This is a genomic window from Paraburkholderia sp. CHISQ3 (genome assembly GCF_030464945.1).
In the GTDB taxonomy this organism is placed as follows: Bacteria; Pseudomonadota; Gammaproteobacteria; order Burkholderiales; family Burkholderiaceae; genus Paraburkholderia; species Paraburkholderia megapolitana.
Genome location: NZ_JALPRG010000007.1, coordinates 214091 through 240385 on the forward strand (window position 1 = coordinate 214091; position 26295 = coordinate 240385).

19 protein-coding genes are annotated in these 26295 nt (G+C 59.5%); 12 read left to right on the forward strand and 7 right to left on the reverse strand.

Annotated features, from left to right (window positions below; genetic code table 11):
- The first annotated feature begins 598 nt into the window (after positions 1 to 598).
- Complete coding sequence (locus M0D65_RS18475; protein ID WP_266253967.1) at positions 599 to 7003, forward strand: autotransporter-associated beta strand repeat-containing protein; 6405 nt, start codon at positions 599 to 601, stop codon at positions 7001 to 7003.
- Positions 7004 to 7016: 13 nt separating this feature from the next.
- Here M0D65_RS18475 and M0D65_RS18480 read toward each other — a convergent pair whose 3' ends face one another.
- Positions 7017 to 7892, reverse strand: coding sequence for a LysR family transcriptional regulator (locus M0D65_RS18480; RefSeq protein ID WP_266253968.1), 876 nt, complete (start codon positions 7890 to 7892; stop codon positions 7017 to 7019).
- A 95-nt stretch (positions 7893 to 7987) separates the two neighbouring features.
- Here M0D65_RS18480 and M0D65_RS18485 point away from each other — a divergent pair, with 95 nt between their 5' ends.
- Positions 7988 to 9394 carry an MFS transporter gene (locus tag M0D65_RS18485; RefSeq protein WP_266253969.1) on the forward strand — a complete coding sequence of 469 codons (1407 nt, stop codon included), beginning with the start codon at positions 7988 to 7990 and terminating at the stop codon, positions 9392 to 9394.
- 24 nt (positions 9395 to 9418) lie between these two features.
- On the opposite strand, the gene M0D65_RS18490 is transcribed toward M0D65_RS18485, so the two are convergent.
- Positions 9419 to 9994 (reverse strand): helix-turn-helix domain-containing protein, encoded by a 576-nt coding sequence (locus tag M0D65_RS18490; protein WP_266253970.1) that lies wholly within the window; start codon positions 9992 to 9994, stop codon positions 9419 to 9421.
- A gap of 465 nt (positions 9995 to 10459) precedes the next feature.
- Between M0D65_RS18490 and M0D65_RS18495 the strand changes: the two genes are divergently transcribed.
- Both M0D65_RS18495 and M0D65_RS18500 read left to right on the forward strand, forming a co-directional pair.
- Positions 10460 to 11878, forward strand: a complete 1419-nt coding sequence (locus tag M0D65_RS18495) for a PLP-dependent aminotransferase family protein (protein WP_266253971.1) — start codon at positions 10460 to 10462, stop codon at positions 11876 to 11878.
- Between the two features lie 216 nt (positions 11879 to 12094).
- Entirely contained in the window at positions 12095 to 12997 is a 903-nt protein-coding gene (locus M0D65_RS18500; protein ID WP_266253972.1) for an LD-carboxypeptidase, read from the forward strand.
- 35 nt (positions 12998 to 13032) lie between these two features.
- Here the strand turns inward: M0D65_RS18500 and M0D65_RS18505 are convergent, their stop codons facing one another.
- Positions 13033 to 13944 carry a LysR family transcriptional regulator gene (locus M0D65_RS18505; protein ID WP_266253973.1) on the reverse strand — a complete coding sequence of 304 codons (912 nt, stop codon included), beginning with the start codon at positions 13942 to 13944 and terminating at the stop codon, positions 13033 to 13035.
- A gap of 238 nt (positions 13945 to 14182) precedes the next feature.
- Between M0D65_RS18505 and M0D65_RS18510 the strand changes: the two genes are divergently transcribed.
- From M0D65_RS18510 to M0D65_RS18530, 5 genes are all read left to right on the forward strand, one after another.
- Positions 14183 to 15478: an MFS transporter gene (locus M0D65_RS18510; RefSeq protein ID WP_266254164.1), complete on the forward strand. Its 1296-nt coding sequence runs from the start codon at positions 14183 to 14185 to the stop codon at positions 15476 to 15478.
- Positions 15478 to 16953, forward strand: a complete 1476-nt coding sequence (locus tag M0D65_RS18515; protein WP_266253974.1) for a M81 family metallopeptidase — start codon at positions 15478 to 15480, stop codon at positions 16951 to 16953. Before M0D65_RS18510 ends, M0D65_RS18515 begins: the two co-directional genes overlap by 1 nt.
- 134 nt (positions 16954 to 17087) lie before the next feature.
- On the forward strand, positions 17088 to 17378 hold the full coding sequence (locus tag M0D65_RS18520; protein ID WP_266253975.1) for a hypothetical protein: 291 nt from the start codon (positions 17088 to 17090) through the stop codon (positions 17376 to 17378).
- A 190-nt stretch (positions 17379 to 17568) separates the two neighbouring features.
- The gene (locus M0D65_RS18525; RefSeq protein ID WP_266253976.1) at positions 17569 to 18780 is read left to right on the forward strand and encodes an MFS transporter; all 1212 of its coding nucleotides are present in this window, start codon (positions 17569 to 17571) and stop codon (positions 18778 to 18780) included.
- A 50-nt stretch (positions 18781 to 18830) separates the two neighbouring features.
- Positions 18831 to 19592, forward strand: coding sequence for an SDR family oxidoreductase (locus M0D65_RS18530; protein ID WP_266253977.1), 762 nt, complete (start codon positions 18831 to 18833; stop codon positions 19590 to 19592).
- Positions 19593 to 19617: 25 nt separating this feature from the next.
- Here the strand turns inward: M0D65_RS18530 and M0D65_RS18535 are convergent, their stop codons facing one another.
- The gene (locus M0D65_RS18535; protein WP_266253978.1) at positions 19618 to 20832 is read right to left on the reverse strand and encodes a LanC-like protein; all 1215 of its coding nucleotides are present in this window, start codon (positions 20830 to 20832) and stop codon (positions 19618 to 19620) included.
- A gap of 67 nt (positions 20833 to 20899) precedes the next feature.
- Positions 20900 to 21766, reverse strand: coding sequence for a DMT family transporter (locus M0D65_RS18540; RefSeq protein WP_091011718.1), 867 nt, complete (start codon positions 21764 to 21766; stop codon positions 20900 to 20902).
- A 354-nt stretch (positions 21767 to 22120) separates the two neighbouring features.
- On the opposite strand from M0D65_RS18540, the gene M0D65_RS18545 reads away from it, so the two are divergent.
- Entirely contained in the window at positions 22121 to 22606 is a 486-nt protein-coding gene (locus tag M0D65_RS18545) for a hypothetical protein (RefSeq protein ID WP_266254165.1), read from the forward strand.
- Positions 22607 to 22619: 13 nt separating this feature from the next.
- Complete coding sequence (locus M0D65_RS18550) at positions 22620 to 23576, forward strand: DUF1571 domain-containing protein (RefSeq protein WP_266253979.1); 957 nt, start codon at positions 22620 to 22622, stop codon at positions 23574 to 23576.
- A gap of 45 nt (positions 23577 to 23621) precedes the next feature.
- Here M0D65_RS18550 and M0D65_RS18555 read toward each other — a convergent pair whose 3' ends face one another.
- On the reverse strand, positions 23622 to 24884 hold the full coding sequence (locus tag M0D65_RS18555; RefSeq protein ID WP_266253980.1) for an MFS transporter: 1263 nt from the start codon (positions 24882 to 24884) through the stop codon (positions 23622 to 23624).
- A 115-nt stretch (positions 24885 to 24999) separates the two neighbouring features.
- On the opposite strand from M0D65_RS18555, the gene M0D65_RS18560 reads away from it, so the two are divergent.
- Positions 25000 to 25368, forward strand: a complete 369-nt coding sequence (locus M0D65_RS18560; RefSeq protein WP_266253981.1) for a nuclear transport factor 2 family protein — start codon at positions 25000 to 25002, stop codon at positions 25366 to 25368.
- A gap of 104 nt (positions 25369 to 25472) precedes the next feature.
- Here M0D65_RS18560 and M0D65_RS18565 read toward each other — a convergent pair whose 3' ends face one another.
- A complete protein-coding gene (locus M0D65_RS18565) occupies positions 25473 to 26255 on the reverse strand; it encodes an SDR family oxidoreductase (RefSeq protein ID WP_266253982.1) in 783 nt (260 codons plus the stop codon).
- Between the last annotated feature and the right edge of the window lie 40 nt (positions 26256 to 26295).

Below are 26295 nucleotides of genomic sequence, written 5' to 3' on the forward strand. Positions count from 1 at the left end.
AAAAATGAACCAGAAATTCAATGAAACGCTGCATACATTTTTATCACGCTCAATTAATCATTTGACGATAACAACGAGCACTTGTTTACGTTTTCCGTCTCGGCATATTACAGATTTCATACTCACTAAAACAGGTCGTTTCCGCTAAAAAAAATGCTACTCTCGCGCTGAACGACCGACCGCGACTGACCGCGTTTAAGACGCAGTCCGATCGTTCTAATATTCGAAAAAGAATGCATTAAATCGTCGACCAGAACGATTGCGACAAGAACTATAAAGCCAGCCTGCGAGGCGAGAGAGCGTCCCATGCAAAAAGGGGACCTCATGACGATGACAAAGGCGAAGGCGCACCCGCTTGCGGGCCGCTTTGGAGGGCAGTCGCATGAACAGGATCAGGGGCGTTGTACATCAACGACGGGTTCGGCATTTTCGACTGAATCGCCTCGCTAAAAGCGTCTTGCTTACCTTTGCGCCGACCATGGCGTTGTCATGGATCAGTCACGCTGCGTACGCTCAATGCGTCACAGCCGGCACGACGATTACCTGCGCTACCGGTTCCAACACCAATAGCTTTTCCAGTTCCATCAGCGATGTGACCGTGAATGTGCAAAGCGGCGCGGTACTGAGCGTTCCGCCGATCGTCGGCGGTTCGTCGCTGACCTTGAACGGCAATGGCATCACCCTGACCAACCAGGGGTCGATCGATCCCACCACTAATGGCGGCTTAAGCCTTGCGGCTAGTGGCGCGGTGCTCGGCAACAGCGCTGCCAATACGATCAACGTCAACAACCTGAGCGGCGGCGCTATCAAAGGCCTCGTCAACATTGCGTCATTGATGGGTTTTGGCGGACAGGCATTGGTGTTGCAGAACGGCAGCGGCGGTGTGACGACGATCCAGAACAGCGGCACCATCGGCATGTCGATCTTCGGTGTCGGCACTTTCACCACCGCCGATGCACCCGCCGTCCTGAGTTACGGCGGTGGTCAGGTGAATTTCACCAACTCCGGCACGATCACCGGGCGTATCGGTCTTGCGACACCCACCGCACACGGTGCAAGTAACACCTTCGTCAACGCCGGCACGATCAACGGCAGTGTTTATCTTGGCGACACTGCCACGGGAAATACGTTTACTGCGGTATCGGGATCGAGCGTCAACGATGCTGGCGTTGCCACCGCCGGCACGATCACAGTCGGTGCTAACACTGTCCAGTTTGCCGCTGCGGGCAAAGTCGACGGCGGTATCGGCAGCGGCAACACGCTGATTCTGCAAAACTCGGCGACCGGTACAGGCTCCGGCACGAGCGGACCGGTTACGACCATCAGCGCCGCCTCCTACCTGGATTTCCCGAATCTCATTGTCAATAGCGGGACGTGGAACCTGCAGGGTGCGATCCTCAGCGCAGGCGCGACGCTCAACGGCGGGTTGGTCAATATCAACGATGGAGGTGTGTTTGGCGCCGGTACGCTGATCGCCAACGGTGGAGCGCTTGGGTCCAGCGTGGCGGGCCTGACGCTGGCCAACGCCGTATCGTTGAATGCGGGAGGTCTTGCGCTTGGAGGTTCCAATCCCTTTACGCTGAGCGGCGCGATTGCCGGCAGCGGTGTATTGACCGATGCCGCCACAGGGACGGTGACCTTGTCGGGAAGCAACACTTTTACCGGGGGCGTCGTCCTCAGTGCGGGCGGACTGCTGCTTGGAAATAATGCCGCGCTGGGTACGGGTGCGCTCAACGTTACCGGCAACGCAACGCTGGATGGCACAGGCGCAATAACGCTGGCCAATCAGGTGGTCCTCGGGGCGGGCGCCGCATTGACGTTGCCGAGCAATCAGACGCTGGTACTGAATGGCGTGCTTTCGGGCAGCGGGAGCCTGATCAAGAACGGTGCGGCCACCGTGACACTCAATGGTGCCAACACGTTTACCGGCGCCGTCGACATCAACGCAGGCACGTTGGCGCTGGGCAGCGGTGGCAGTCTTGGGGGAGACAACGCGGTGACCCTGGGAGGGCCCGGCGCCGGCTTCGATATCTCGGTGACGGGAAATCAGGCCATCGGTTCGCTGGCGGGTACCGTGGGCACTACCGTGATGCTCGGCGCCAACACGCTGACGCTCGATGGCACTAGCGATGCCACGTTTGCCGGCACGATCAACGGAACCGGCGGGCTGATCAAGAACGGCCCCAGTACGCAAACCTTCAATGGCCCCAACGTTTTCAACGGAGATGTCACGCTGAACGCGGGTGGCCTGCAGGTGGGGGACAACGGTGCGCTCGGATTGGGTCCCCTCGATGTGAATGGCGCAGCTACGCTTGCCGCCAGCGCGAACAACGTCAATTTGAACAACAACGTAATACTGGGCGCGGGGGTGGGACTCACCGTGCAGGGAGCGAATGCGTTCACGCTCCTTGGCGTGATTTCCGGCGCCGGCAATCTCATCATCAATGGCACGTCGACGCCTACCGTGACCTTGTCAGGCATCAATACGTTCACTGGGGGCGTCGTCCTCAGTGCGGGCGGTCTGCTGGTCGGCAGCAATTCGGCACTGGGGACGGGCACGCTCAGTGTTACCGGTGACGCAACGCTCGGTGGCGCGAATGCCACGACGCTGGGCAATCAGGTGGTCCTCGGGGCTGGTGTTGCATTGACGTTGTCCGGTACCCAGAGCCTGGTACTCAGCGGCGTGATTTCGGGCGCCGGGAGCTTGATCAAGAGCGGCACAGCGACCGTGACCCTCGACGGTACCAACACGTTTACCGGCGGCGTCGAGATCGACGCAGGTACGTTGGCGCTGGGCAACGGTGGGAGTCTTGCGGCAGACAGTGCAGTAACCCTGGGAGGAACCGGCACACTGGATATCTCCGGGGGTGGCAATCAGACCATCGGATCGCTTGCTGGCGCATCCGGCGCGGTCAATCTTGGCGGCAATAATCTGACCTTGGGCGGCGTTGCGAATTCCACGTTTGCCGGCACGATCGGCGGAACCGGTGGGCTGATCAAGAGCGGCTCCGGTACGCAAACCATCAACGGCGCCAACACTTTCAGCGGAGGTGTCGCGCTGAACGCCGGTGGTTTGCAGGTGGGCAACAACAGCGCGTTGGGAACGGGCGCGCTGAGCGTGAATGGTGCGGCTACGCTTGCCGCCAGCGCGAACATCAATCTGGGCAACAACGTAGTGCTGGGTGCGAGTGCCGGGCTCACCGTGCAGGGCGGTAACGCCCTCACGCTAGGCGGCGTGATCTCCGGCGCCGGCAGCCTCACCATGAACGGCACGTCGACGCTTACCGTGATAGGCGCAAACACTTATACCGGCGGCACCAACATCCTGTCGGGTACGTTGGCCATTGGCGCAGGCGGAAGCCTGTCGGCGACGGGCGCGGTGACGCTGGCAGGAAGCGGCACACTGGATATTTCCGGCGGCGGCAATCAGACCATTGGATCGCTCGCGGGCACATCTGGCGCGGTCAATCTCGGCGGCAATAGCCTGACGCTGAACGGTGTGGGCGATAGCAATTTCGGCGGTGCGATCAGCGGTGCGGGCGGTCTGGTCAAGGATGGCGCGGGCGTGCAAACGCTGTCCGGGCCCAATACGTTTAGTGGCGGTGTGACGCTCAATGCCGGTGGATTGATCGTCGGTAACGACAGTGCGCTTGGCACGGGTGCCCTGACGGTGGGCGGCAATTCGACACTCGATTCCAATAGCGCGATTACCCTCGGTAACAACATCGTTCTCAATGCGGGGCTCACGGTGGAGGGCACTAACGCGCTGACACTCAACGGTGCGCTGTCGGGCACAGGGAGCCTCGTCAAGGACGGCTCGGCGACGTTGACGCTCAATGGCAACAACACCTACACAGGCGGCACGTTCGTCAATTCCGGCACGCTGGCTTTGGGCGCCGGAGCGAGCCTGGCGAGTACCGGTACCGTCGATCTGGCGTCCGGAACGACGCTCGATCTTTCCGCAGGTAACGGCACGCAGATAGTCGGTACCTTGGTTGGCTCCGGCGAAGTCAACCTCGGTGCCGATCAACTGGTGGTGGGAAGCGCGACTGACGGGGTGTTCGGTGGGTCGATTGCCGGTACCGGCAGTTTGATCAAGCAAGGTACGGGCACCGAAACGTTGACTGGCAACAGCGTCTTCACCGGAGGCACCACCATCGATGCCGGCACGCTGGCGATCGGCGCGGGCGGCAGTCTCTACGCAAGCGGTACGGTCGATCTTGCGGCTGCAGGCGCCGCCTTTGATATTTCCGCGGGCGGCAGTCAGTCGATCGGTGCCTTGAGTGGCGTTGCCGGCAGCAGCGTGGCGCTCGGCGCCAACACGCTGACGCTCAACGACACCAGCAACGGGAACTATGGCGGTGCGATCACGGGCACCGGTGGGCTGATCAAGACCGGGGCGGGTGTGCAGACGCTGGGCGGTGCAAGCACGTTCTCGGGTGGCGTGACGCTCGAGGCCGGTGGTCTGATGCTCGGCAACAATGCTGCGCTCGGCACGGGCGTGCTCAACGTCACCGGTGGCGCGACCCTGGATGACAGTGCCGCATTGACCGTGAACAACAATGTCACGCTTGCCAACGGTGTAGCGCTAAACGTGCTCGGCTCGAATGCGACGACGCTTGGTGGTGTGATCGGCGGTGCGGGTAGCCTGATCAAGAGCGGTGCGGCGACGCTGACGCTGACTGGCGCCGATACGTTCACCGGCGGCACGTCCATCACGGCCGGTACGCTGGCGCTTGGTGCGGGCGGCAGCCTGTCTGCCACCGGCGCGGTGGCATTGAGCGGTACAGCTACATTCGATATCTCCGCGGCCGGCAACCAGGCCATTGGTTCGCTGGCGGGCACAACCGGCAGCGTGAATCTCGGTACCAACACGCTGACGCTCGGTGGTGTGGGTAACACGAGTTTTGGCGGTCTGATTGACGGTGCCGGTGGGCTCGTAAAGGTCGGTAGCGGTGTGCAGACCTTGAGCGGCGCGAATACGTTTACCGGCGGTGTGGCGCTCAATGCGGGCGGTCTGGTGCTGGGTAACAGTGCGGCATTGGGCAGCGGTGCGCTGAGTGTCGGCGGCGCGGCCTCGCTGGATGCGAGCGTCGCTACCGCGCTTCCGAACAATGTGAAGCTCGCTTCGGGTAGCGCGCTCGATGTACTGGGCAGCCAGGCGCTGACACTCAACGGCCAGATATCGGGCGGTGGAGCCCTGACCAAAGACGGCAACGCCACGCTGACCTTGAACGGCGCCAACACCTACACCGGCGCCACGACGATCGATGCCGGTACGCTGGCCTTGACTGGCACCGGCACCATCGGCAGTGCGAGCGGCGTGGTCGATAACGGCGCGTTCGATATTTCCGGCACGACGAGCGGTGCATCCATTGCGAATCTGGCGGGCAACGGCGCGGTTGCGGTGGGCAAACAAACCCTGACGCTGACTAACGCAAGCGGCACCTTCAACGGTACGTTCAACGGTAGCGGCAACATCGTGAAGCAAGGTGCGGGGACGATGGTGTTCGACGGGGCGAGCACGTCCTTTACTGGCACGACCGCGATCGATGCCGGCACGCTCGAAGTCGGCGATATCAACACGCCCGGTGCGGTGCTGGGCGGCAACGTCACCGTCGATGCGAACGGCACGCTGCGCGGCCATGGCACCGTGAGCGGCGATGTGACCAGCAATGGCGGCACGGTTGCGCCCGGCGGCACGATCGGCACGCTTACCGTTAATGGCAACTACAGCCAGGCGAGTAACTCGACGCTCTCCATCGAAGTCAGTCCCACTGCCGCCTCGCTACTGAAGGTTGGCGGCGCAGCGACGCTCAACGGTGTGCTGGCGCTCACCTACGACCCGGGCACCTATAGCGCGACGCAGTACACCATCGTCTCGGCTGCGAACGGAGTCAGCGGGCGCTTTACCAGCACGACGGCTACCGGCGCGAATCTCGGCACGCTGCAACAGTCCGTGACCTACGGTGCCAACAACGTCCAGCTCGTGCTCGCGAATGCGAGCGGTCCGGGTAACACGGGGCCGGGCAATACCGGGCCCGGTGGTTCGACGAATCCGGTCGTCGTCGCACCGGTAGATACCAGCATCTACACCGCGGTGGGATCGATCGCCTCGCTCGATGCCCAGGCGCTGAACGCGGCACTGCTGGACCGGATGGGTCGGGTGTCGGCTGCAACTGCGGCTGCGCCGGATGGCTGGGTCAATGTCGCGGGCACGCACACGAATGTCGGTGGCGCGAACGGCGAGCCCGGCTTCCAGGCCAACCAGTACGGTTTCCTTGCAGGACTCGACCAGCGCCTCGGGGACTACACCGTGGGTGTCGCCGCAGGCTACACCCACACCGATATCGACGAGCAGAACACCAGCGATTCAGGCGCCATCGACACGCTGCGCGCGGCGCTGTACGGCAACCGCTGGCTCGGTCCGGTAGGCGTGTCGGCTACGTTGGGCTACGGGCTCGACTTCCTGTCGCAGAAGCGGCCGTTCGGCACGCCCGGTACCGCGCAGGGCGACCATACCGGTCAGGAACTGACGGCAGGTGGACAGGCTAGCTTGCCGCTGACGCTCGGTAGTTTCGTGATCACGCCGCGCGTCGGGCTGCGTTATGCGTACTTCCATGGCAATGGGTTTGGCGAGAGCGGGGCAGGCGGGCAGGATCTGAACGTCGGTACGGACAACGTGCATAGCTTGCAGCCCTATGCCGAGGTGACGATCGACAAGGCGTTTGGCGATGCGATGCGGCCGGTGAATGTGCAACTGCGACTCGGATACGCGCATGAAGTACTCGACGCGGGTCGCTCTGTTACGGTGACGTCGCAGGATGGGACGCTGTTTACCGCGCCGGGTACGAGTTTGCCACGTGGGTATCTGACTACGGGCGTGAGTGTGAGTATGCAGCCGACTAAAGCGCTGACGGTGTCGCTCGGTTATGACGCGCTGATTAACACGACTCATGCGTCTGCGCAGGCGGGGAGTGTGAAGGTGGGGTATCGGTTCTGAGGGGGTACACGCTTTACGATTCCACCACATCGTTCGCAAATGCACGGCCAACCACCTCAGCGAAAAATTCGATGACGGGTCGAAGCAGCGGCGAATGCCTCATATCGGGATGAACGACCAGCCAGATATCCCTGAAAAAGGCCTCACCATCGAATGGCAGACGTTGCAGCGTAGGATCTTCGTCACCGATAAACGTCGGCAAGCCTGCCACTCCGATTCCCGTGCGAGCCGCAACATGCTGAGTTGTGATGTCGCTGACCTCGCAGACGATCTTGCGGTCCTCCGCTGCCGCGAGCAGCCATTTCTGATGAGGCATGTCGGCGAGCTGCGCCTCGTATGCGATGAACTCCCAACTCTCCGGTTTTGCCACATGTTCATAGTGCCGACTCGCATAGAGTGCGAACGGCATCCTGCCGAGTTTGCGAGTGACATTGCCCGGCTCGGTTGGTCGAAACAGGCGCACTGCGAGGTCCGCTTCGCGACGGCCTAGCGAAACGCTTTGCGGTTGACTGGCCATCGACAATCGAATGTCCGGATGCAACTGTCTGAACTCGAACAAGTGTTTCGCGAAGAAATTGGTGGCCAGAACCGGCGGCACACTTATCGTCACTGTGCCGGTCATCGGTGACTGCTCAGCACGTACAGTCCTCTCTACCGCGAACGCACTGACCTCCATCTCCGTAGCAAGCGTGAGTACCTGCCGCCCAAGCGCGGTCAATTGACACGAGCGTGGCAATCTGTCGATCAGGCGTGCCTGAAGCTCTTCTTCCAGTGCGCTTAAACGGCGGCCGACCGTCGCGTGATCGACCTTCAACGCGCGCGCGGCTCCAGACAGGCTTCCAGCTTGCGCGATGGCGAGAAAGAAACGAAAGTTTTCCCAGTCGAACATCGGTGCATTATCTCCAGTTTGCTGTGCGATTCTACGGAATATGCGCACAGACCGGGAATCCCTATGCTGTGACCTTTCATTCGGAAGGGTCCACGATGCCCAGTTCGTCCCGCCATCATCCAGGCTTCGTCCAGATAGCAACCTGCCTCGGTTTCGTCGTTGTATTGATCGACGTCAGTGTGGTCAACGTCGCACTTGAAACGCTGCGTGCCGTTCTTCATGCAGAGGTCACTGGTTTGCAGTGGGTGATCAATGCGTATGCGCTGGCGTTTGCTTCGCTGCTGCTGATGGCAGGCGCACTCGGTGACCGTCTCGGTGCAAAGAACGTGTTCATGACAGGTTTTGCGATCTTCACACTTTCCTCAGTCGGCTGTGGCTTCGCACAAAATCTCCATGCCTTGATCATCTGGCGCCTCGTTCAGGGCGTTGGCGCAGCGCTTCTGGTTCCGACTTCGCTGTCGCTGCTACGGCAAGCGTTCCAGGACGACACTGCGCGAAATCGGGCCGTTGGCTGGTGGAGTGCGGGCGGAGGAATTGCATTGGCCGCTGGGCCGGTGATAGGCGGTTTGCTGATTGCCGCATTCGGGTGGCGTAGTATTTTTCTGATCAACGTGCCGGTCGGACTCATCGGCTTATGGATGACCTTTCGCTATGCGCCGAGATCGCCTACGCAAGTTGGCCGAAGTCTGGATCTTCCTGGACAGGTTACCGGCGCGCTCACCCTGGTCACTCTTACCTTCGCATTGACGGAAGCAAGCGGCCTCGGCTGGCGGAATCCCGCTATCCTCGGTGCAGTCTTCCTGTTCATCGTCTTCGGTGCCTTGTTCTTGTGGTTTGAAGCGCGCAATCCGTCGGCGATGCTGCCACTGGTGCTATTCCGCGACCCTATCGTCAGTAGCTCGACCGCAATTGGAATGATTGCGAACCTGGTGTTTTACGGCATGGTGTTTACGTTCAGTCTGTTCTTCCAGTCGGTACAGCACTTAACGCCTCAACGAACCGGTCTTGCCTTTCTGCCGATGATGGCAATCCTGATGGTGATGAACATCGTTGCCGGCAGGCTTATGGGTCGAATCGGCAAGCGCGTCCTGACAACCGTCGGTCTGCTGATTTCTGCTACAGGATATATGTCGATGGTGCCCGCGCTTGCTGCCCACTCCTACGGGTTACTCGTGCTGCCGATGCTGCTTGCGGGGAGTGGCATTGCACTGACGATCCCGACTATTACAAATGCAACGCTGGCAGCAGTTTCAGCTACGCAAGCGGGTATTGCATCTGGGCTTCTTAGTGCGGCTCGGCAAGTCGGTGGTGTTGTCGGAGTGGCGTTGTTCGGTTTTTTCATCCGACATACAGAAACAGCGTTGTTCATGCATGGTATGTATCAGGCACTGCTCGTCTCAGTGGGATTGCTGCTTGTTGGTGCTGCGTGGGGGTATATCGGGTTGAAGACTCCTTCGAACCTACCTGCAACCTTGTGCGCCTCAAACACTCCAATGTCGTAACGCCGCGTCGTCAGGGCAGTGCCCTTAAAACAACTGCGGCGTGCCAACCCAAAGCGCAAGTGCCTCAATACGTTGACTATTCATCCACGCACGAGGCAGCGTAGATGGATAGTGTGCGCTGTCTCCGGCTTGCAATACGTACGCCTCATGTCCCAACGTGAGCGAGACCTCGCCGGATATAACGTACAGAAACTCTTCGCTCGCCCTGGTGAGCATCTCGCCAGGTTGCATTTGCCCGGGTGGGAACCTGACGAGAACAGCCTCGAGTTGTTGAGAGCTCGATTCACGTGTGAGCTGCGCGAACAGGTTCGCCGATTCCGCAAACTTAAAAAATTTCAGCTCAGCGCTGGAACGCACCGGCTGCCGTTCGGCGGGCGCATTCACAAAGTACTGCACGGCGACACCGAGCGCACTCGCAATGCCATTCAGCGACCTGATGGACGGCGTGGCAAGTCCTCGTTCAACCTGAGAAAGAAACGGCTTCGAAATACCGGCTGCGGTTGCGGTGTGGTCGAGTGTGCGTTTTAGCCGTTGCCTCAACGCGCGAATTTTTCCGCCGAGCAGGATTGCCGGCGTCGCTTCTTCAAGTTTCGAGAGCATAAAGTAAAGGTGCGTGCAACGACTAGTGCCAGAGATGCCGGATCAATCGCTGCAATCGAGCGGCCTGATCAAGGCGTTCCTGGACCGATTCTTCCGGTGTCGCGTAATCCTGGTTCGAGCATGGTTGCTGCTGGTTCATGATGTGTTTTCCTGTTTTCGATCGGCTTCGTGGTCTAGACATTCTGCGTAACGGCGATATCGGGCGATAGCGGCAGGCACAACAATCTGGACCGTCGCACCGCATCCTTTTTTCCCTCTGTATCCCTCGATCGATCAGTACAGTTAAGACGCCCGCCGGAGTGCGGTGATTGGCGTGGGGCACTGTTAGAATTGACTCGGTTGCTGCTACGCCATAGATCCCGCCGTCGTATTGACCGATCCGGCGTCAAGCCGTCTTTGATATTCGTTGATGTAAGCCGACACCGGAAACCGTGTGGCGGTGTTCCGAAAACAGGTGGATTACGGATGTGGGATCGAACGACCCGTTACGGCGAGCTTGCCAGTCAACTGCACGAAGAAATCTGCGCAGGGACGTTTCGTCCCGGCGACAAGTTGCCGTCAATCCGCGCCTTATGTTCGCGCTTCAAAGGAAGCAGTGCCACGGTTACGCACGCACTGTACTTGCTGGAAGACGCGGGTCTGATCGCGGCACGCCCGCGTTCTGGCTTCTATGTTCGAGAACGGCGGACAATCGCAGGCTTGCCGCAACAGTCCCGCCGCGAAGTGGTCACGCAGCCTTCATTGCCGGCGCAGCGCGCCTTGCTTCGCGAACTCGACCGGCTGGAAGTTAAGGATCAGCCCATGCTGTTTGCCATGATCGATCCGGAATTGTATCCGGTCGTAGCACTGCAACGCATCATGACCGCTCAGGCGCGCCGCAATCCTTCCTTTTTTACGTTGGGAGACATGTGCGCGCAATCGCCGCTCGCGGAACAGCTGGCACGCCGCGGACGTTTAATGGGTTGCAACTGGCGTGCTGAAGACATCACGATCACGCCCGGTGGGAAATTCACCCATCGGGCGCTGCTGCGACTGCTGACCAAACCGGGCGACACAGTTGCAATCGCATCGCCGGCCTCGATGAGACTGTTGCGAGACCTGGATGCGATGGAGCTGAAAGTGCTCGAAATACCCGCTCATCCGGAACACGGCCTGTCCACCGATACGCTCGATTTCGTACTGAAAAGGGAGCGCGTGGCGGCATGCGTATTCTCGGCGAACTTTTCGCATCCGACCGGCGGACTGATGAGCGACGAAGCCAAGCGTTCCACTGTCGAGCTGCTGGCAAAGCATGGTGTGCCGCTTATCGAGGACGATCAGAACGGAGAGCTGTATTTTGGCAAGAGCCGTCCGTTGCCTTTCAAGGCGTTTGATCAAACCGGGCAGGTGCACTACATCACGAATCTAAGCGACTTGGTCAGCCCTGGTATGTCTATGGGTTTTGCAGTAACCAACCTGCACAGACAGCTCGACTTTATGCCGGAGCCTGCGCCGCTCTTTCAGCACACGTTAGCCGCGTTTATGGCGAGCGGCCTGTTTGAGCCACACTTACGTCGTTTGCGTCAGACGCTCGCAGGCTATGCCAAAGCGTACCGGGCAGCCGTGCAACGCCACTTTCCTGTGGAAGCGCGTAGTTATGCGGTTTTGGGCGGCCATTGGCTATGGGTGGAATTGCCGCGCGGCTTCGATTCCGAGGCCTTGTTGCGCAGGACGCTCCCAAATGGAATCGCGTTTGCGCCAGGTCAGCTATTTTGTATCGACGGCAGCTTGAATCATTGTTTTCGGCTCAACATGGGTATGCCGCTCGACGAGCGTATCGAACACAATATCGCGGCGCTAGGGCAACTGATATCGGAAGAGCTGGCGCAACTGCGCATCGCCTAGCTGCGTTTACCTTCCTGCTGAAGTTCGAATTTCATGAGCGTACAAACAAAAACTGAAATGAACCGACGACACTTCCTGGCTCGCACGAGTGCGCTGTCCATCTCAAGTGCAGCCGTTAGCGGATGTGCTTCACTCTCTTCTGGCGCGGGGTCGCCTTCTACTGGGTTTGCTATCACGCCCGTCCCGGCGTTAAAGCCAGGTGGAGGGGTGGCTATCGTGGCGCCTGCATCAACCGCACCGGACAAGGTCGATGAAGCGGCGCGCTGGCTGACTTCACGCGGGTTCGCGGCGCGCGTGATGCCGGCAACGCGTGCTTCGCTAGAAGCGCCGTTCGAGTACCTGGGCGGCACCGACGATGCACGGCGGGACGATTTGCATGCGGCATTCACCGCACCCGATATCGGCGCGGTGTGGTGCCTGCGGGGCGGTTTCGGCTCAACACAACTGGTCGACAAGATCAACTACGAGCTGTTGCGCGCGAACCCGAAACCTTTCATAGGCTACAGCGACATCACTGCGCTGCATGTGGCGATCCAACGGCACTCGCGCTTCGTTACGTTCCACGGGCCGATGCTGTCGTCAGACCTGCTGATCGACAAGCGGGCACCCACCGAGTCGAGTGTGTTTGCGATGATTCAGGGAGGCGTCGTACCAGGAGAATGGATTGAGCCTCCAGCGGATTTCACCCTGACCGTACTCGCACCAGGCGTCGCAACCGGACGACTCGTCGGCGGCAACCTCGCCTTGCTTTGCAGTATGCTCGCCACGTCTTACGAGCTCGATACTAAAGACGCGATTCTCTTTATCGAAGATATCGGCGAAACACCTTCGAGAGTCGACCGCTTACTGACGCAACTGCGATTAGCCGGCAAGCTGGTTACCCTTAAGGGTGTGCTGGTAGGGAGCTTTACCGAGCTCGGCGAACAGCCGAATGACGCTGTCGATCCTGCGGTACTTCATCCGCTGCTACGCAGGACATTCGAATCGCTCGGCATTCCCGTCCTGACCGGTTGGCCGAGCGGTCATTGCGATCCGAATCTGACACTGCCGCTAGGCGCGCAGGTGCGGCTCGATACCGCGCGGCGCGCGTTGCGACTCGAACAACCAGTCGCGATCTGAGACCCGCCCGAGCGCTAACACCTCGTCCCGCAAGACTATGCAGCTGTGCGACTCGCGTCAGCAAATATTCCTGCGCGCTCCTTGATGAACTCCAGAAAAGCTTGCGCCGCTCGCGGCAATGGGCGGTTCTCCTTGATCAGGATTTTCATTTGCGCCTGTTCGAATAGCGGGTTGGCCAACGGCAGAGCAACCAGCTTGCCGGAGTTGGCTTCCTCCGTGATTGCCGTGCGAGGAAGGAACGCGCAACCTGTTCCGGATAAAGCAAACGCCTTCGTGATAGCAACAGAATTCGTTGTGAGAAAGGGCGCGAGACGAACACCTTCACTCAACGCGACGGCTTGTATAAGTTGTCCGAGCCCGTAGGGTTCCGGCATGATCGCGAAGCGATGAGGCAGAACGTCGCGCAATGAAATCGGCGAGGTCAACGATGCAAGCGGATGATGCGGTGAAACGCATAGCATGACTGGTCGGGAAGCGCTGGCGCAAATCTGCAGATCGGGCAGATCGGGCGGGTTGTACGACAATCCAATATGCGCGCGTTCACCCTGTATTTCGCTAATGACGCTGTTGGCTGTGAGCACGAACAGTTGCAGATCGACACCGGGATGCGCTGCCGAGAATGCCGGAATCACCTTTGCGGCTAGCGGCGTGACATAGCCTTCCGTCATGGCTACGTGGACCGTGCCGTGTAACTCGCCCTGCAGGTCTTCCTGGAAACGTTCGGCAGCGATCTGACAGGTCCGGTAGTAGTCGAGTAACCGATGGGCCGCCTCAGTTGGAATAATGCCGTAGGAACGCCGGTGGAACAGTGCGGCACCAATCTCTTCTTCCAGGCGATCGAGTTGCCGGGTAATCACAGATGCTGCCGTGTTCAGGTGATACGCGGCTTCACGTATCGAGGAGTGTTTCATGACCTCGATAAAGTAGGACCGGCGTCGATCATTCATTCTCATGAGATTCATCTAGCATATAAGTTGCAGATTAATTACGGTGCGTTGCCTTTTTCGGTTTGGCACGCAACGAAAATAGCTAGCACGCGGCGCACGCCCCCCGACTATATTGATGACCGACTGTTTCCGGAAGAGGGGTGTCCGTTCATCAGCGAGCGCGGCTGGTTCCACGCAGTGGATCGCACAGCGTGGTGGGGCAGATTCCTTGATTCGGGAGAATTTAGTGTTCAAGACAATGGTGGCAGCATCGGGCGGCGAGCAGGCGCAGTTGTTTAGCCGCATCGACAGGCGAATTCTGCCGTTTCTGGCTTTGTGCTACGCGTTTGCGAGCCTCGATCGAACCAACATCGGGTTTGCAAAATTGCAAATGGCGGGCGCGATCGGCCTCGGTGATGCCGCTTACGGTTTGGGAGCAGGCATTTTTTTCCTGGGCTATGTGCTGTTCGAAATGCCCAGCAATTTTCTGCTGACCCGAATCGGGGCCCGTAAAACGCTGAGCCGAATCATGGTCCTGTGGGGACTGACGTCGGTGGCGATGCTTTTCGTGCGAAACGAGCAGTCTTTTTATGCGTTGCGATTTCTGCTCGGTGTGTTCGAAGCTGGATTTGCGCCGGGCATGATCTTCTATCTGACCTGCTGGTATCCACGAACGCAAATGGCGCGGGCATTGTCCATCGTGCTCAGCGCGACGCCCATCGCCGCCATGTTGGGTGGGCCGCTTTCCGGATGGGCGATGACGACGTTAGACGGCGCTTACGGAATGGCTGGATGGCAATGGATGTTTTTGATTGAAGGTGCCCCGGCTGTCATTCTGGGCGTGGTGGCATTTTTCTATCTCGACGACTATCCAGTGCATGCTCGCTGGTTATCCGACGACGAGCGGCGGCAACTCGATGTTGCGCGGGGGGAACCCAGCACGCCGCGGGCGGCTTCGCTCGCCGAGGTGTCCAGGGTATTGCGAAATCCGAAAATCTACGCGTTGGCGTTGCCGTACTTCTGCATGATCAGTGGACTTTATACAGTCGCATTCTGGCTGCCCACGTTGCTGAAGATTGCAGGCGAAGACAGTACGGTCCGCATCGGTTTTTATTCGGCGATTCCTTATCTGGTTGCCATTCCGGTGATGATGGTGCTAGCCAGAAGGTCTGACCGGCTAGGCGAGCGGCGCTTGCATAGCACGATACCGTTACTGGCCGGTGCACTCGCTTTGGCGGTGGGGACATACGCCATGCATCGATTCACGATCGCACTGGTGTCGATCACGTTGGCGACAGCGCTCGTCTATTCAGCATACGGCGTGTTCTGGGCCATGCCATCTGAGTATCTAAAGGGACCGGATGCGGCGATTGGGATCGCGCTGGTCAATTCGATCGGTTTGCTCGGTGGATTCGTTAGTCCGACCATCATAGGTTGGGCGAAAGCCGCGACAGGCGATATCCGCGGCGGCCTGGCCGTGATGGTCGGTCTGTTGGTTGTCGGCGCCATATCCATGGCAATGACACGCCCTGCCACGAAGCGCGGGGAGGTGTGATGCGGATTATGCTCGCTGGGTTCCGGCATGAATCCAATACGTTTGCGTCCACCAGGGCATCTTACGAAGACTTTGTTCATGGTGGGAGTGGGCCGCCATTGTCGCGCGGTGCGGAAATCCTGACGTTCAAATCGTTGAACCTGCCTGTTGCAGGTTTTATGAAGGAAGCGGAAGCGAACGGGCACACCTTTGTTCCGTCCGTTTGGGCCAATGCGATTCCCTCTGCGCCTGTCGAACGCGAAACGTTTGAACGTCTCACGAACGAAATTGTGGATGCGGCCCGGCAACATGCGCCCGATGCCATTTACCTCGATCTTCACGGCGCCATGGTGGCCGAGCATGTCGATGACGGTGAGGGCGAGCTGCTGTCGCGCTTAAGAACGGCGATAGGAGGCAACATTCCGTTCGTGGCTTCGCTCGACCTGCATGCAAACATGACCGGCCGGATGCTGGATCATGCGAACGGACTGGTTGCATACCGCACGTATCCACATGTCGACATGGCTGAAACGGGCAAGCGCGCGGCGCGGTTGCTGGAGGTCATGTTGGGCGGCAAGCCGTTACATCGTGCGGTACGACGCGTGCCGTTCCTGATCCCGATCAATGCAATGAGCACAATGTTCGAGCCCGCGAAAGCCGTGTATGAACGACTCGCCGAGCTTGAAGTGGGAGATGTTGCATCGCTGTCGTTTACGCCCGGATTTCCCGCTGCAGATTTTCCAGAATGTGGCCCGGTTATCTGGGGTTATGGGCACGATCTCGATGCGGTCAATAGAGCCGTCGACGAGTTGTATGAGTGTGTCGTAGCGCAGGAATCCAATTGGCGCGTTCAGTTTCTGTCCGCCGACGAAGCTGTCGCCGAAGCGATCAGGATCGCTCGGGGTGCTGACAAGCCGGTCGTCATTGCCGATACGCAAGACAATCCTGGCGCGGGCGGCGACTCTAACACCACGGGAATTCTCAAGGCGTTGGTCGGGCAGCGCGCCGAAGATGCCGTGCTGGGTATTTTTTACGATCCCGCTGCAGCCAGCGCTGCACACACGGCCGGCGTTGGTGCTGCAATTTCCCTTCAGCTGGGCGCACAGTCAGGTGACGGCTTTGAGGGAACGTTTCGAGTCGAGCATCTTTCGGACGGCCGTTGCATCTGCCATGGGGAAATGCTGGCGGGCGCAACGATTGAACTCGGACCGACGGCATGTCTGAGTATCGGCGGAGTGCGGATTGTCGTGGCCTCCGCGAAAGTGCAGATGCTGGATCGAGCGTTCTACAAGGTTGCGGGTATCGATCCGGAGACGGCAAAAATCGTCGTCAACAAAAGCTCGGTGCACTTCAGGGCGGATTTTGAGCGCATGGCTGAAGCGGTATTGATTGCCAAGTCTCCTGGCTCGATGATCGCCGATCCTGCCGACATCCCGTGGACGCGACTCGCCCATGGCATGAAGGTCAGCCCGAACGGAAAGGTCTTTGAGTTGTAGTGGAAATGGTGTTTGCCTGCGGCGCTGGCACCTCGCAGCCAGTAGTTGAAGGAGCAATTGAAATGAACAGAAACGTCAAGGGATCTTCCGATCGGCACACGTCACGAAACCCGGTTTGGGCAGCTGACCACGACATGATCGATCTCGCGCCTCGATGGAGGACGCTCGTTCCGATTCTGCTTTCCGCCATCGAGCACGGGACGGAACACGGGCGCAGCAACGCGCGGCGCAGCTTTCGCAATCTTGCCGAAGAGGCGGATTCGTCACGCCAGCTTCAATTGCGAACGCGAGAAGTTCTAGCTCGCCTCGTTGCCACGTGGTCCGAAAAGTCGGCACTGAGCGTCGAAGAGCAGGACGCGCTTGCCGAGGCCTCAGCGGTCCTTGCGTTGACCGGGAAGGATCTGATGGCCGTTCGACACGACTAGGTCGGCGGACTCCTGCAGTCCGCTTTCGTCCCGTTTCAAGACTCGCCCCCTTGTTCCAGCCAGGACGGAACAACCACGTCGCCCCGCCCATAGCAATCCAGAACCCGTTGCGATAATCTCCAGCGTGCACGCCGGATCGGGTGTCGCTCGCGCACAAGTTCAGGAACATAGCCAAGGGGTTTATCTCACGATGCCTGACCGTACCGGTCGTAGTTCTGCATTGCGTCAAGTCGCAGCTTCAAGGTTCTTTCTCGGCGCAACGATTGCCATGTTTCTGTCGGGCCTTGGTACGTCAGCGGCCGCACCACAGATCGTTCTGTTCCTGGTGAAGGAACTCGGCGCCTCGCTACCGCTGGCGGGACTCTACTACCTGACGAGCCTTGCAGCGCCAGTTGCGGGGTATTGCATCGGCCGCTACTCCGATCGCACAGGCAATCGCCTCGGTCTTTTTCGCATGTGCGCCGTGGCGGGTTTCCTGGGCTGGGCGGGCCTGGCTCTCTCTACTTCGGTCTGGATGGCGTTCGTCATCGCGGTCGTTTTGCTGGCTGTTGCCGGTGCGACCGCCTCGCAGATCTTTGCGGCTGTCCACGACGAACTCAGCGACAAACCCGGCGATGCGAATGAAAGTGTCGTCGCCATCATCCGGATGGCGCTTACCGGCGGATGGATCGTCGGACCTGTCCTGGGCGCTTGGGTAGCGGCTGTCTATGGCTTGCGCCCCATGCTGTGGCTGACCGCCATCTGCATGCTGCTACAGATCGTGCCACTCGGAACACTGAATCCAGTCGCGAGCCCCAAGCTGGAATCGACGGGTGAACCCGCGCGTCACGCCAGCCTGCGCGCCATGCTTCCATTGCTAACGTTTACGGGGCTCTTCGTTCTGGTCTACGCAGGCGAGCCGGTGAAGTTCGGATTCTTGCTGATCTACATGGAAGAGCAGCTCAAGCTAAGTCCGGCTGTACGCGGTGCGGTCATCGGGATACAGCCGTTCATCGAGCTGCTCATCATGCCCTTCAGCATCGGGCTCGGCCGCAGGTTTGGTAACGTGTGGCTGATGTGTATCGCTGCCGCAATGGGGATACTGGCCAATCTTTGCTTTGCGTTGTGGTCGTCCGCGGCTGGGATGTTCGCTGGACAGATTCTGATGGGCGGTGTCTGGGGCATCTTTATGGTCTTGGGTATCCTCGTTGCTCAACGCCTGCTTCCCAACGCGGTAGCGACGGCGTCCGCAATCTTCATGAGCTCGACGGCGCTTGCCTCGGCGTTAGGAGGTATTGCGGGCGGTTTCGGCGTCGCGTTGCTGGGCTTGCCTAACGTCTTTTTGCTGCCCGCGCTCTTTGGGTGTATAGCAGTTGTCGGACTGGCATGGATGGCACGTACCGAAAGATTCAGCGCATATTGATCCCGGTCAGTTGCTTCGTCAGTCTGAATCATCACGTGGAGATTCGCTAAATGAATGCTGTTTCGCAGGCACCGTTGATTCTGATAACGGGTGGAGCCCGCGGCGTAGGCGCGGCCACTGCGCGGCTTGCTGCCGCACAAGGTTACGACGTAGCGATAAGCTTCGTCTCCGACGAGTCGTCCGCCCTTGCAGTCGTGGCCGATGTGGAAGCTGTCGGGCGCCGGGCTTTAGCCATGCGCGCAGACAGCGCCGATCCTGAGCAGGTCGTTCAGCTATTCGCGGCGATCGACCAGAAGTTTGGCCGTATCGATGTGCTGGTGAACAACGCTGCAATCATTGCACAGCAATCGAAGCTGGAGGATCTCAGCTTCGAACGGATGCAACGTATCTTCGCGGTCAACTCGATAGGTCCTATCCTCTGTGCGCAACAGGCAGTGAAGCGGATGTCGTTTCGTCACAATGGTCGAGGCGGCGTTGTGATCAACATCTCGTCGGCATCGGCCCGGCTCGGTAGTCCAAACGAGTATGTCGACTACGCTGCGTCGAAGGGTGCCCTTGAGACATTTACGATGGGCTTCGCCAAGGAAGTCGCGCGGGATGGAATACGCGTCAACTGCATTCGCCCAAGGCATATCTACACCGACATGCATGCTAGCGGTGGAGAGCCGGGACGGGTGGATCGCGTGCGAGACTCAATCCCAATGGGAAGAGGTGGTCAACCTGAAGAGGTTGCGCGAGCGATCTTGTGGCTGGCAAGCGATGAGGCTTCTTTTATCACCGGCACGTTTCTCGACGTTACCGGTGGCAAGTGAGTAAAAACGGGCGGCGCCGAGCGCTTTACTTGATATCCGCAAAAAAGAAATCAAGCGTCGGAAACGAAGCCGTCCCGTGTATGCAGTTCCACAGATAGATCGCGAACCCAGGGTCTCCGGTCCACAACGAATAGCGTAGCTGGCCGTATTGACGTTCCGCTGCCATCGTTTGCGCGATGCCGTGCATGGCGAATGCGCGTGCGCGACGCAGCCATTTGCTATCGCCAGTCCGCCGATAGAGCGACAGAAAGGCGAAGCCGTTGCCGCCCGTGCCGTGACACAGGTTCGAGCCTTTCTTCAATGGGCCTGCTGCCCAGGTTGCTTCGCCCGCGGCCAGCAGTAACGTGTCCAGTTCGTCGCCTGGCATATTGGCAAGACATATGACGAACCCCGGTGCGCCGTGACAGAACTGCATCAGGTGTGGCGCGGCATTTGCGTTTTCGCGGATGAGCTGAGCGTGCCAGTTCGCCTTTCCGTCGTCGACGACTGCGGTGCGCGAGATGGTGGTCGTGATGCGTTCACACCACTCGTTCCAGCGTTCGTCGCTCAGCAAATGCCGACCGGCGATCAGCGGTACAGCCGTGGCAACGAAACCGTGGACGCTATCGAGGTAAGTCGATTGCTTGCCATACAGATCCTGCGTCCAGTAGAAGCACGCATGTTCCGGCGACCAGAGCAACTCGGACCACAGCTTGTCCGCGGTCAGCCGAAACAGATCGGCCCAGCGCTCATCCGATGTTCGCTCGTAGAGAAACTTCGATGCCAGAAGCGTTCCAGGCGAGCCCCACATGAGTTCGCGAGTCGGATTGTCGAGATTCGACAGAATAAGATCCGCCAGATTGTCGGCGAGTTGTTCGGTTGGTGTGCGTTCGTATTCGAGCAGCAGGATCGGTACGTCGCCCATCATGTATGAGGCAAGCGACTGGGCCGATTCGTCTTGCAGCGCGATCCGGTTTCGCTCCAGCAGCATCGAATAGTGCGGAGCGTAATCCACACCGGGCGCTGTCGCGCCGGTTGATTCAAGAAAGGCGAGCGCCCAGAACGTTCCGCACGCGCCGTGATAAAGATACGTGAGCGTGTCCGACGGACCTCCATCGAGCGAGTGCGTGGGCCAGTACGTGTCTGGGTTAAAGCTGGCGTGCGTACCGGCAGCGATGTACTGGATCGTTGCCCGGGCGACGTGTTCGTCCCAGTCGGTTTCGATCAGCGGCTCATGTCGTGTGGGGTCGAAAAGTGTCATGGGTGAAGCGACGCTTCGGGGTCGGGTTAAGCGATGATCGTACCAGTCCGCTCGGTCGATATGTTAGTTAGCCCGTCGCAATACCTGAAGTCAGTTTGAGCGACACGACACCGAACGTGATGATCGAGATGCCTATCCATTGCGGCACACTCGGGCGCTCACCGCGGATAGCGAATCCAAGCACGGCCGTAACAGCACTCGCCAATGAACTGAGCACCGTGACGATCGCCACGTGACCCGTGCCCGAACCGTATGCGAGTGCGGAAAATCCGCACAGGCTAAGCAAGCTGATGGTAAGAATCAGGGCGAAAATCGAACCTCGCGGCGGGGACAGATTGCGGCTCCTGATCAATATGGCCAACAGGACAACCACGGCAACGAGGTAATACACCCACAACGTATCGACTATCCCCAGGTCCTTGACAGCGAACGCTCCCTGAAGCCAGAAACCGAGTCCAAACATTAGCGCGGAGAGCAAGCCAAGGCCGATAGAAGCGGGAGCTTCCGGCTTACCGTCCGACGACTTCGAAATACTGGCAAGGCTCGCGCCGAAAATACACAGCACGAGACTGGCCACGGCCATAGTGGTAATCGGCTCTCCAGCGATCACCGAGAGGACGGTCGTTACCGCGCCATACAGCGAGACGATCGGCGCAACGACGGAGGCCTTGCCGATCGACAGCGCCTTGAGCAAAGAAGCCATTGCAACCAGATTACAGACTGCTGCCAGGACGGCCATAGCGAGCCCAAAGCCGTTCGTGTCGACATGAAAAAGCGCTGGATGAGACACAATCCACACAGTCAAAACGAGAAATCCAAACGACTGGCTATAGAACAGCGACCTGGCCACACCAATCTGGCGAGTGGTATGTCCCGCCAGGAAGTCCGTTGCGCCCCAGCATAGAGCCGAAATCAATCCCATCAGAATTGCCATGTCTGCCTCGGTCCGTGTTTTCGTGCCCGGGACGCTTCGCTACGACGATCCATGCGTGGCCATATGCCGGGCGTCGTCACAGTAACCCGCTATCGGCACGATCGCTAAGTCAGAAATTCTCATGTGTATGTGAGCGGTATTCGCCGGTCGTTTCGCGCGGGACGGTCGTGTTTCGTCGGACGATGCTGGAATAAGTCGGTGTGCTGCAACGTTTAATGATCAGGCATTCACGTTTCGCGCGGCGGGTTTCAAGCGCTGTGGCATCGGGGCATGAATTGGCCTGGGCACACCGATGTGCCGGGTGACGCCGATGGCGCGACGTCGAAACGTCGGGAATTTACGAGGCCATACATGATGAATCGATTGCTTCGTTTTGGGACCTTGCTCGCCTGTCTTGGTCTCGCGGTGCCTGCACTCGCGCAGACATCCGATGATCTACCCGCACCGGCCGACAGCACGAATTGTCGCGCGGTGGTGGGGCAGGCGGAAATCGACGGCACGATGCAGCAGATCGTCGGACGTGCGTGCCTGCAAGGTGATGGAAGCTGGCAGATCGTACAAGGCCAGGATGGTAGCGTGCTGTGGTATCCGGTCGCGGATTATCCCTATCTCGACCCGTGGTGGTGGGGGCCGCCGGTGTTCATCGGTGCTGGTGTGAACCTGATCTTTGTCGATCGCTTTCATCACTTTCACCACTTCGATCATTACCATCTGATGGATCGCGGCCGTTTCCGCGTACCCGTTTCAGCGGGCTTTCATCGCGGTGGATTCGGTGGCGGTGGGGTGCGTGGGTTCGGTGGTGGTGGCGCGCACAGCTTCGGTGGAATGGGGCGGCGCTAGTTTGGCCTTCTCTATGAGCACTTCTCGCAACTCGCTAGTCGCACGGACGCTGCTGTGCGCGCTCGCGGGGCTGTGCCTGATCGTTTCAACGGGCACTTTCGCTCAAGAGATCGACCCGATTTCGCCGGCTTTATCCAGCACATCGGCGGAATGCACGCATGTCGTCGCCGCGGATTCCGCGAGCGCCGACGTCGATCGGTTCCGCTGCCTCACCGCAGGCGAACAGGCGGCATCGTGGCGAACGAGGATCGAAGATCGCTCGCTTCTGTCATTGCCAGACAACCAGATTCTCGCCCTGATGGATGCCATGAAACCCGAGGCGTTCGTCGAGTACGCGAGATTCGACATGATTCTCGACAACGCCTACGAATACACCATGTTCCGACGGGAGCGGGTATTCGGCAGATGGTCCGCGCGGCCCGATCACATGATCGTCCGCTACCAGGACAATCCGCGAAAAGTTTACGTGAAGTGGCTGCCTGACGGTGCTCATGCGGGACAGGAGATTCTGTACGACGAAACGACGGATCCGGATAGCGTCTACGGGCACGTGGGCGGTCCGCTGCGTATCGTGTCGGGCAAGGTCGCTATCGATGGGCCGTTCGCGCTTGCCCAGTCGCGCCATAGCGTGCGCGATATCGGCTTGCAGTTCGTCGCGCGCACCATCGAGCACGATGCGCGCAGTTTTCGTGCAGAAGGTCTTACTGAAAAGCCGGTTCGCATCGAACTCGTGAATGTGCAGGGTGCGCGGATGCTTGCCTGGACGTGGATTGCTGCGTCCGGGCCACCCGCGCACTATGCACAGCGCGTGCGACTGCTCTTCGATCTGCAACACCCCTGGCCCATCGGCGAAGCAGCATGGGACGCACATGGCGAGCTACTCGAGATGATTCATTTCGAAGACGTCGTGCCTCGTCACTGGAGCGAGTCGACCTTCGATCGGCGCAACGCTGAATACGGTTTTCGCTGATGCCGTGTAAAGCGAACGGACGCTTTCGCGGAAACGCAGGACGGACTATGACGACACTGCGGGGCGCGCGTCCTCGGCGTCGGTGCCGGCATCGGTCTCGATGCATGCACGACATGCGTGTCTAAGTCCCGCTCCAAAGCAAAGCCAGAGCGCCAGCGATCCCATCGAAACCGCACCCAGCGCGATGAACGCTGCGGAGAAGCCGAAGCGATGCGCCAATATGCCGCCCAACGCCGGGCTCAAAGCCGCGCCCGCGCCTTGCACAGTCATCACGACACCTTGCCCGGCGTTGACGCGTCCGGTCCCCTCCAGCAATCGGACCACAAGCGCGGGGACGGCAACGCTTTGCAGGCCCGCGCCAATGCCATCGAGTGCCTGCACCGGCCATACGCCCCACTGATGAAGTACCGATGCGGCAATCATCCCGCGTACCGGCAGCGCGAGAAACGTGACAAGGATCACCCACCAGTAACCGCGCCAGCGGATCAGACGGTAAGCGAATGCGGCGGCGCCGACCATCACCAGTTGTGCGATCACAATGGTTTCGGCGGTGAATGCGCTGGGGTCGCCTTGGTGAGCAGCGACGATCGCAAGCCCATAGAGCGGCAGCATCGCCGCATTGCCGAGGTGAAAGAGTGCAAGCGCTGCGGCAAGCACGACTAGCGGTCGGCATTCAAGCAGGATGCGCAGGCCGCTTACCTTTGCTTCGCTAGCGTCTCCAGTCGAAGTGTCCGTTTCGAGTCCACGTGCGACGTCGTGATCGATTGCGTCTGCGCGAATCATGGCAACTGCGATCAACGACAAGATCCCGAACACCGCGCTGAGGGCAAAGACAGCGCCGAAACCGTAACGCCAACCGAGCCAGCCGGACAGCGCGGCTGCCACGACGTTGCCCGCATGATTGGCGACCTGATTGCGTCCAAACTGCCGGTCGAAGCCGCGCTGTCGCACGATACCGAGCGTGATGCCGGCCATCGCGGGTCCAAGGGCCGCGCCTGTGACGGCAGTTGCTATCTGCGATGCCGCCACCATCCAGTAGTCGTGCGACACCCACAGTAGTCCCGATGCTGCTACCGTCATCGCACCGGCCACCACGATCAGCGCGCGCTTATGGCGAGTCGAATCGACAAGCGCGCCGGCCGGCGAGGTCGCGACCATACCGGCAATGCCGCCAATCGTCATGACGGTGCCGATCAGATCGGTGCCCCAGCCACGCGCCTGAAGAAACACGCCGAGAAACGGGCCGATGCCGGCCTGCACGTCGGCAACGAAGAAATTCAGGGCTTCGAGGGCACGGTTGGGTTTCATGAGGCGAGAATCCGGGTCGTCACGATGCCGACTCCTTACAATGGGCGTTGCACGTCGCAGAGGCTAGCAACTGCCGTTCCTGAACAATCGATCCATTCAAAACGCCGAGGAAACGATGAACCACGAGACATTGCTCACGGCTTACGAGACCGCATTGGCGAGTCACAGTTGGGAGGTTGTCGCGCCGCTGGTCCATGAAGACGCGTGCTTCGTTTTCAGCGATGGGACCTACTTCGGAAAGGCTGCAATCGGGTCGGCCGTTACGGCGAATTTCGACCAGATCAAGGAGGAAACCTATGCGATCAAGAATGTCGTGTGGACCTACGTCGGTGACAGCAGTGCGATCTGCGTCTATGACTTTGAGTGGTCTGGTTTGATCGCAGGTAAGCGTGGCTCGGGAGGAGGGCGAGGTACGACGGTGGTGGTTCGTAAAGGAGAGCGATGGCTCATTATTCATGAGCATCTTGGTCCTGCTGCGGCCTGATTGATCGCGGCGTTGCGGAAATTGTGAGAATCGCGAAGGACGTTCGCTTCAAAAGTAGTAGCGAACGTCCTTTAGGACCAGGGTTGTGTAGAAACCGCGCACGCTTATATCGCGCTGACCCCACCATCCACCGCCAGGATCTGCCCGGTGATGTGCTTGCTCGCATCGGTCGAGAATAGCAGCGCGGCGCCCTTCAGATCTTCGTCATCGCCGATACGCCGCAACGGCGCGCCGGCGGACAGTCTGTCGACACCCAGTGCCTCTAGCGAACCACGCGTCATCTTCGACGGGAAGAAACCCGGCGCGAGCGCATTCACAGTGATACCGTGCTCGCCCCATTCCGCGGCCAGTGCGCGAGTGAAGTTCACGACGGCGCCTTTGGATGTGTTGTAGGCGATCGTGTCGAGCGTACCCGGCGCGTTGCCTTTCAGACCCGCTATCGATGCAACGTTCACGATCTTGCCGTAGCCGCGCGGAATCATGCTGCGCTTACCGATTTGTTGCGTCAGCAGGAACAGACCGCGGATGTTCAGGTTCATCACCTTGTCCCACGCTTCGACCGGATAGTCTTCCGCGGGGGCGCCCCATGTTGCGCCGGCATTGTTGACGAGAATATCGACGTGGCCGAGTGTTTTCAGCGCCTCATCGGCGAGGCGGGCGACGTCTGCGTCCTTCGCGCCATCGGCGGCTATCCAGCTTGCCTCGATGCCAAGCGATTGCAGATGTGCTTGCGCGGCCTGCAACTCATCGGCCTTGCGTGCGGACAACACGATCTTCGCGCCTTGCTCACCAAGTGCTTCGGCAATCTGCAAGCCGAGGCCGCGCGAGCCGCCTGTGATCAAGGCGGTCTTGCCCTTCAGGTCGAATAGTCGTTCGATAGTGCTCATCTTGTCTCCTGCCATGTCGGTATCGAGGTTGAAGTGCGAA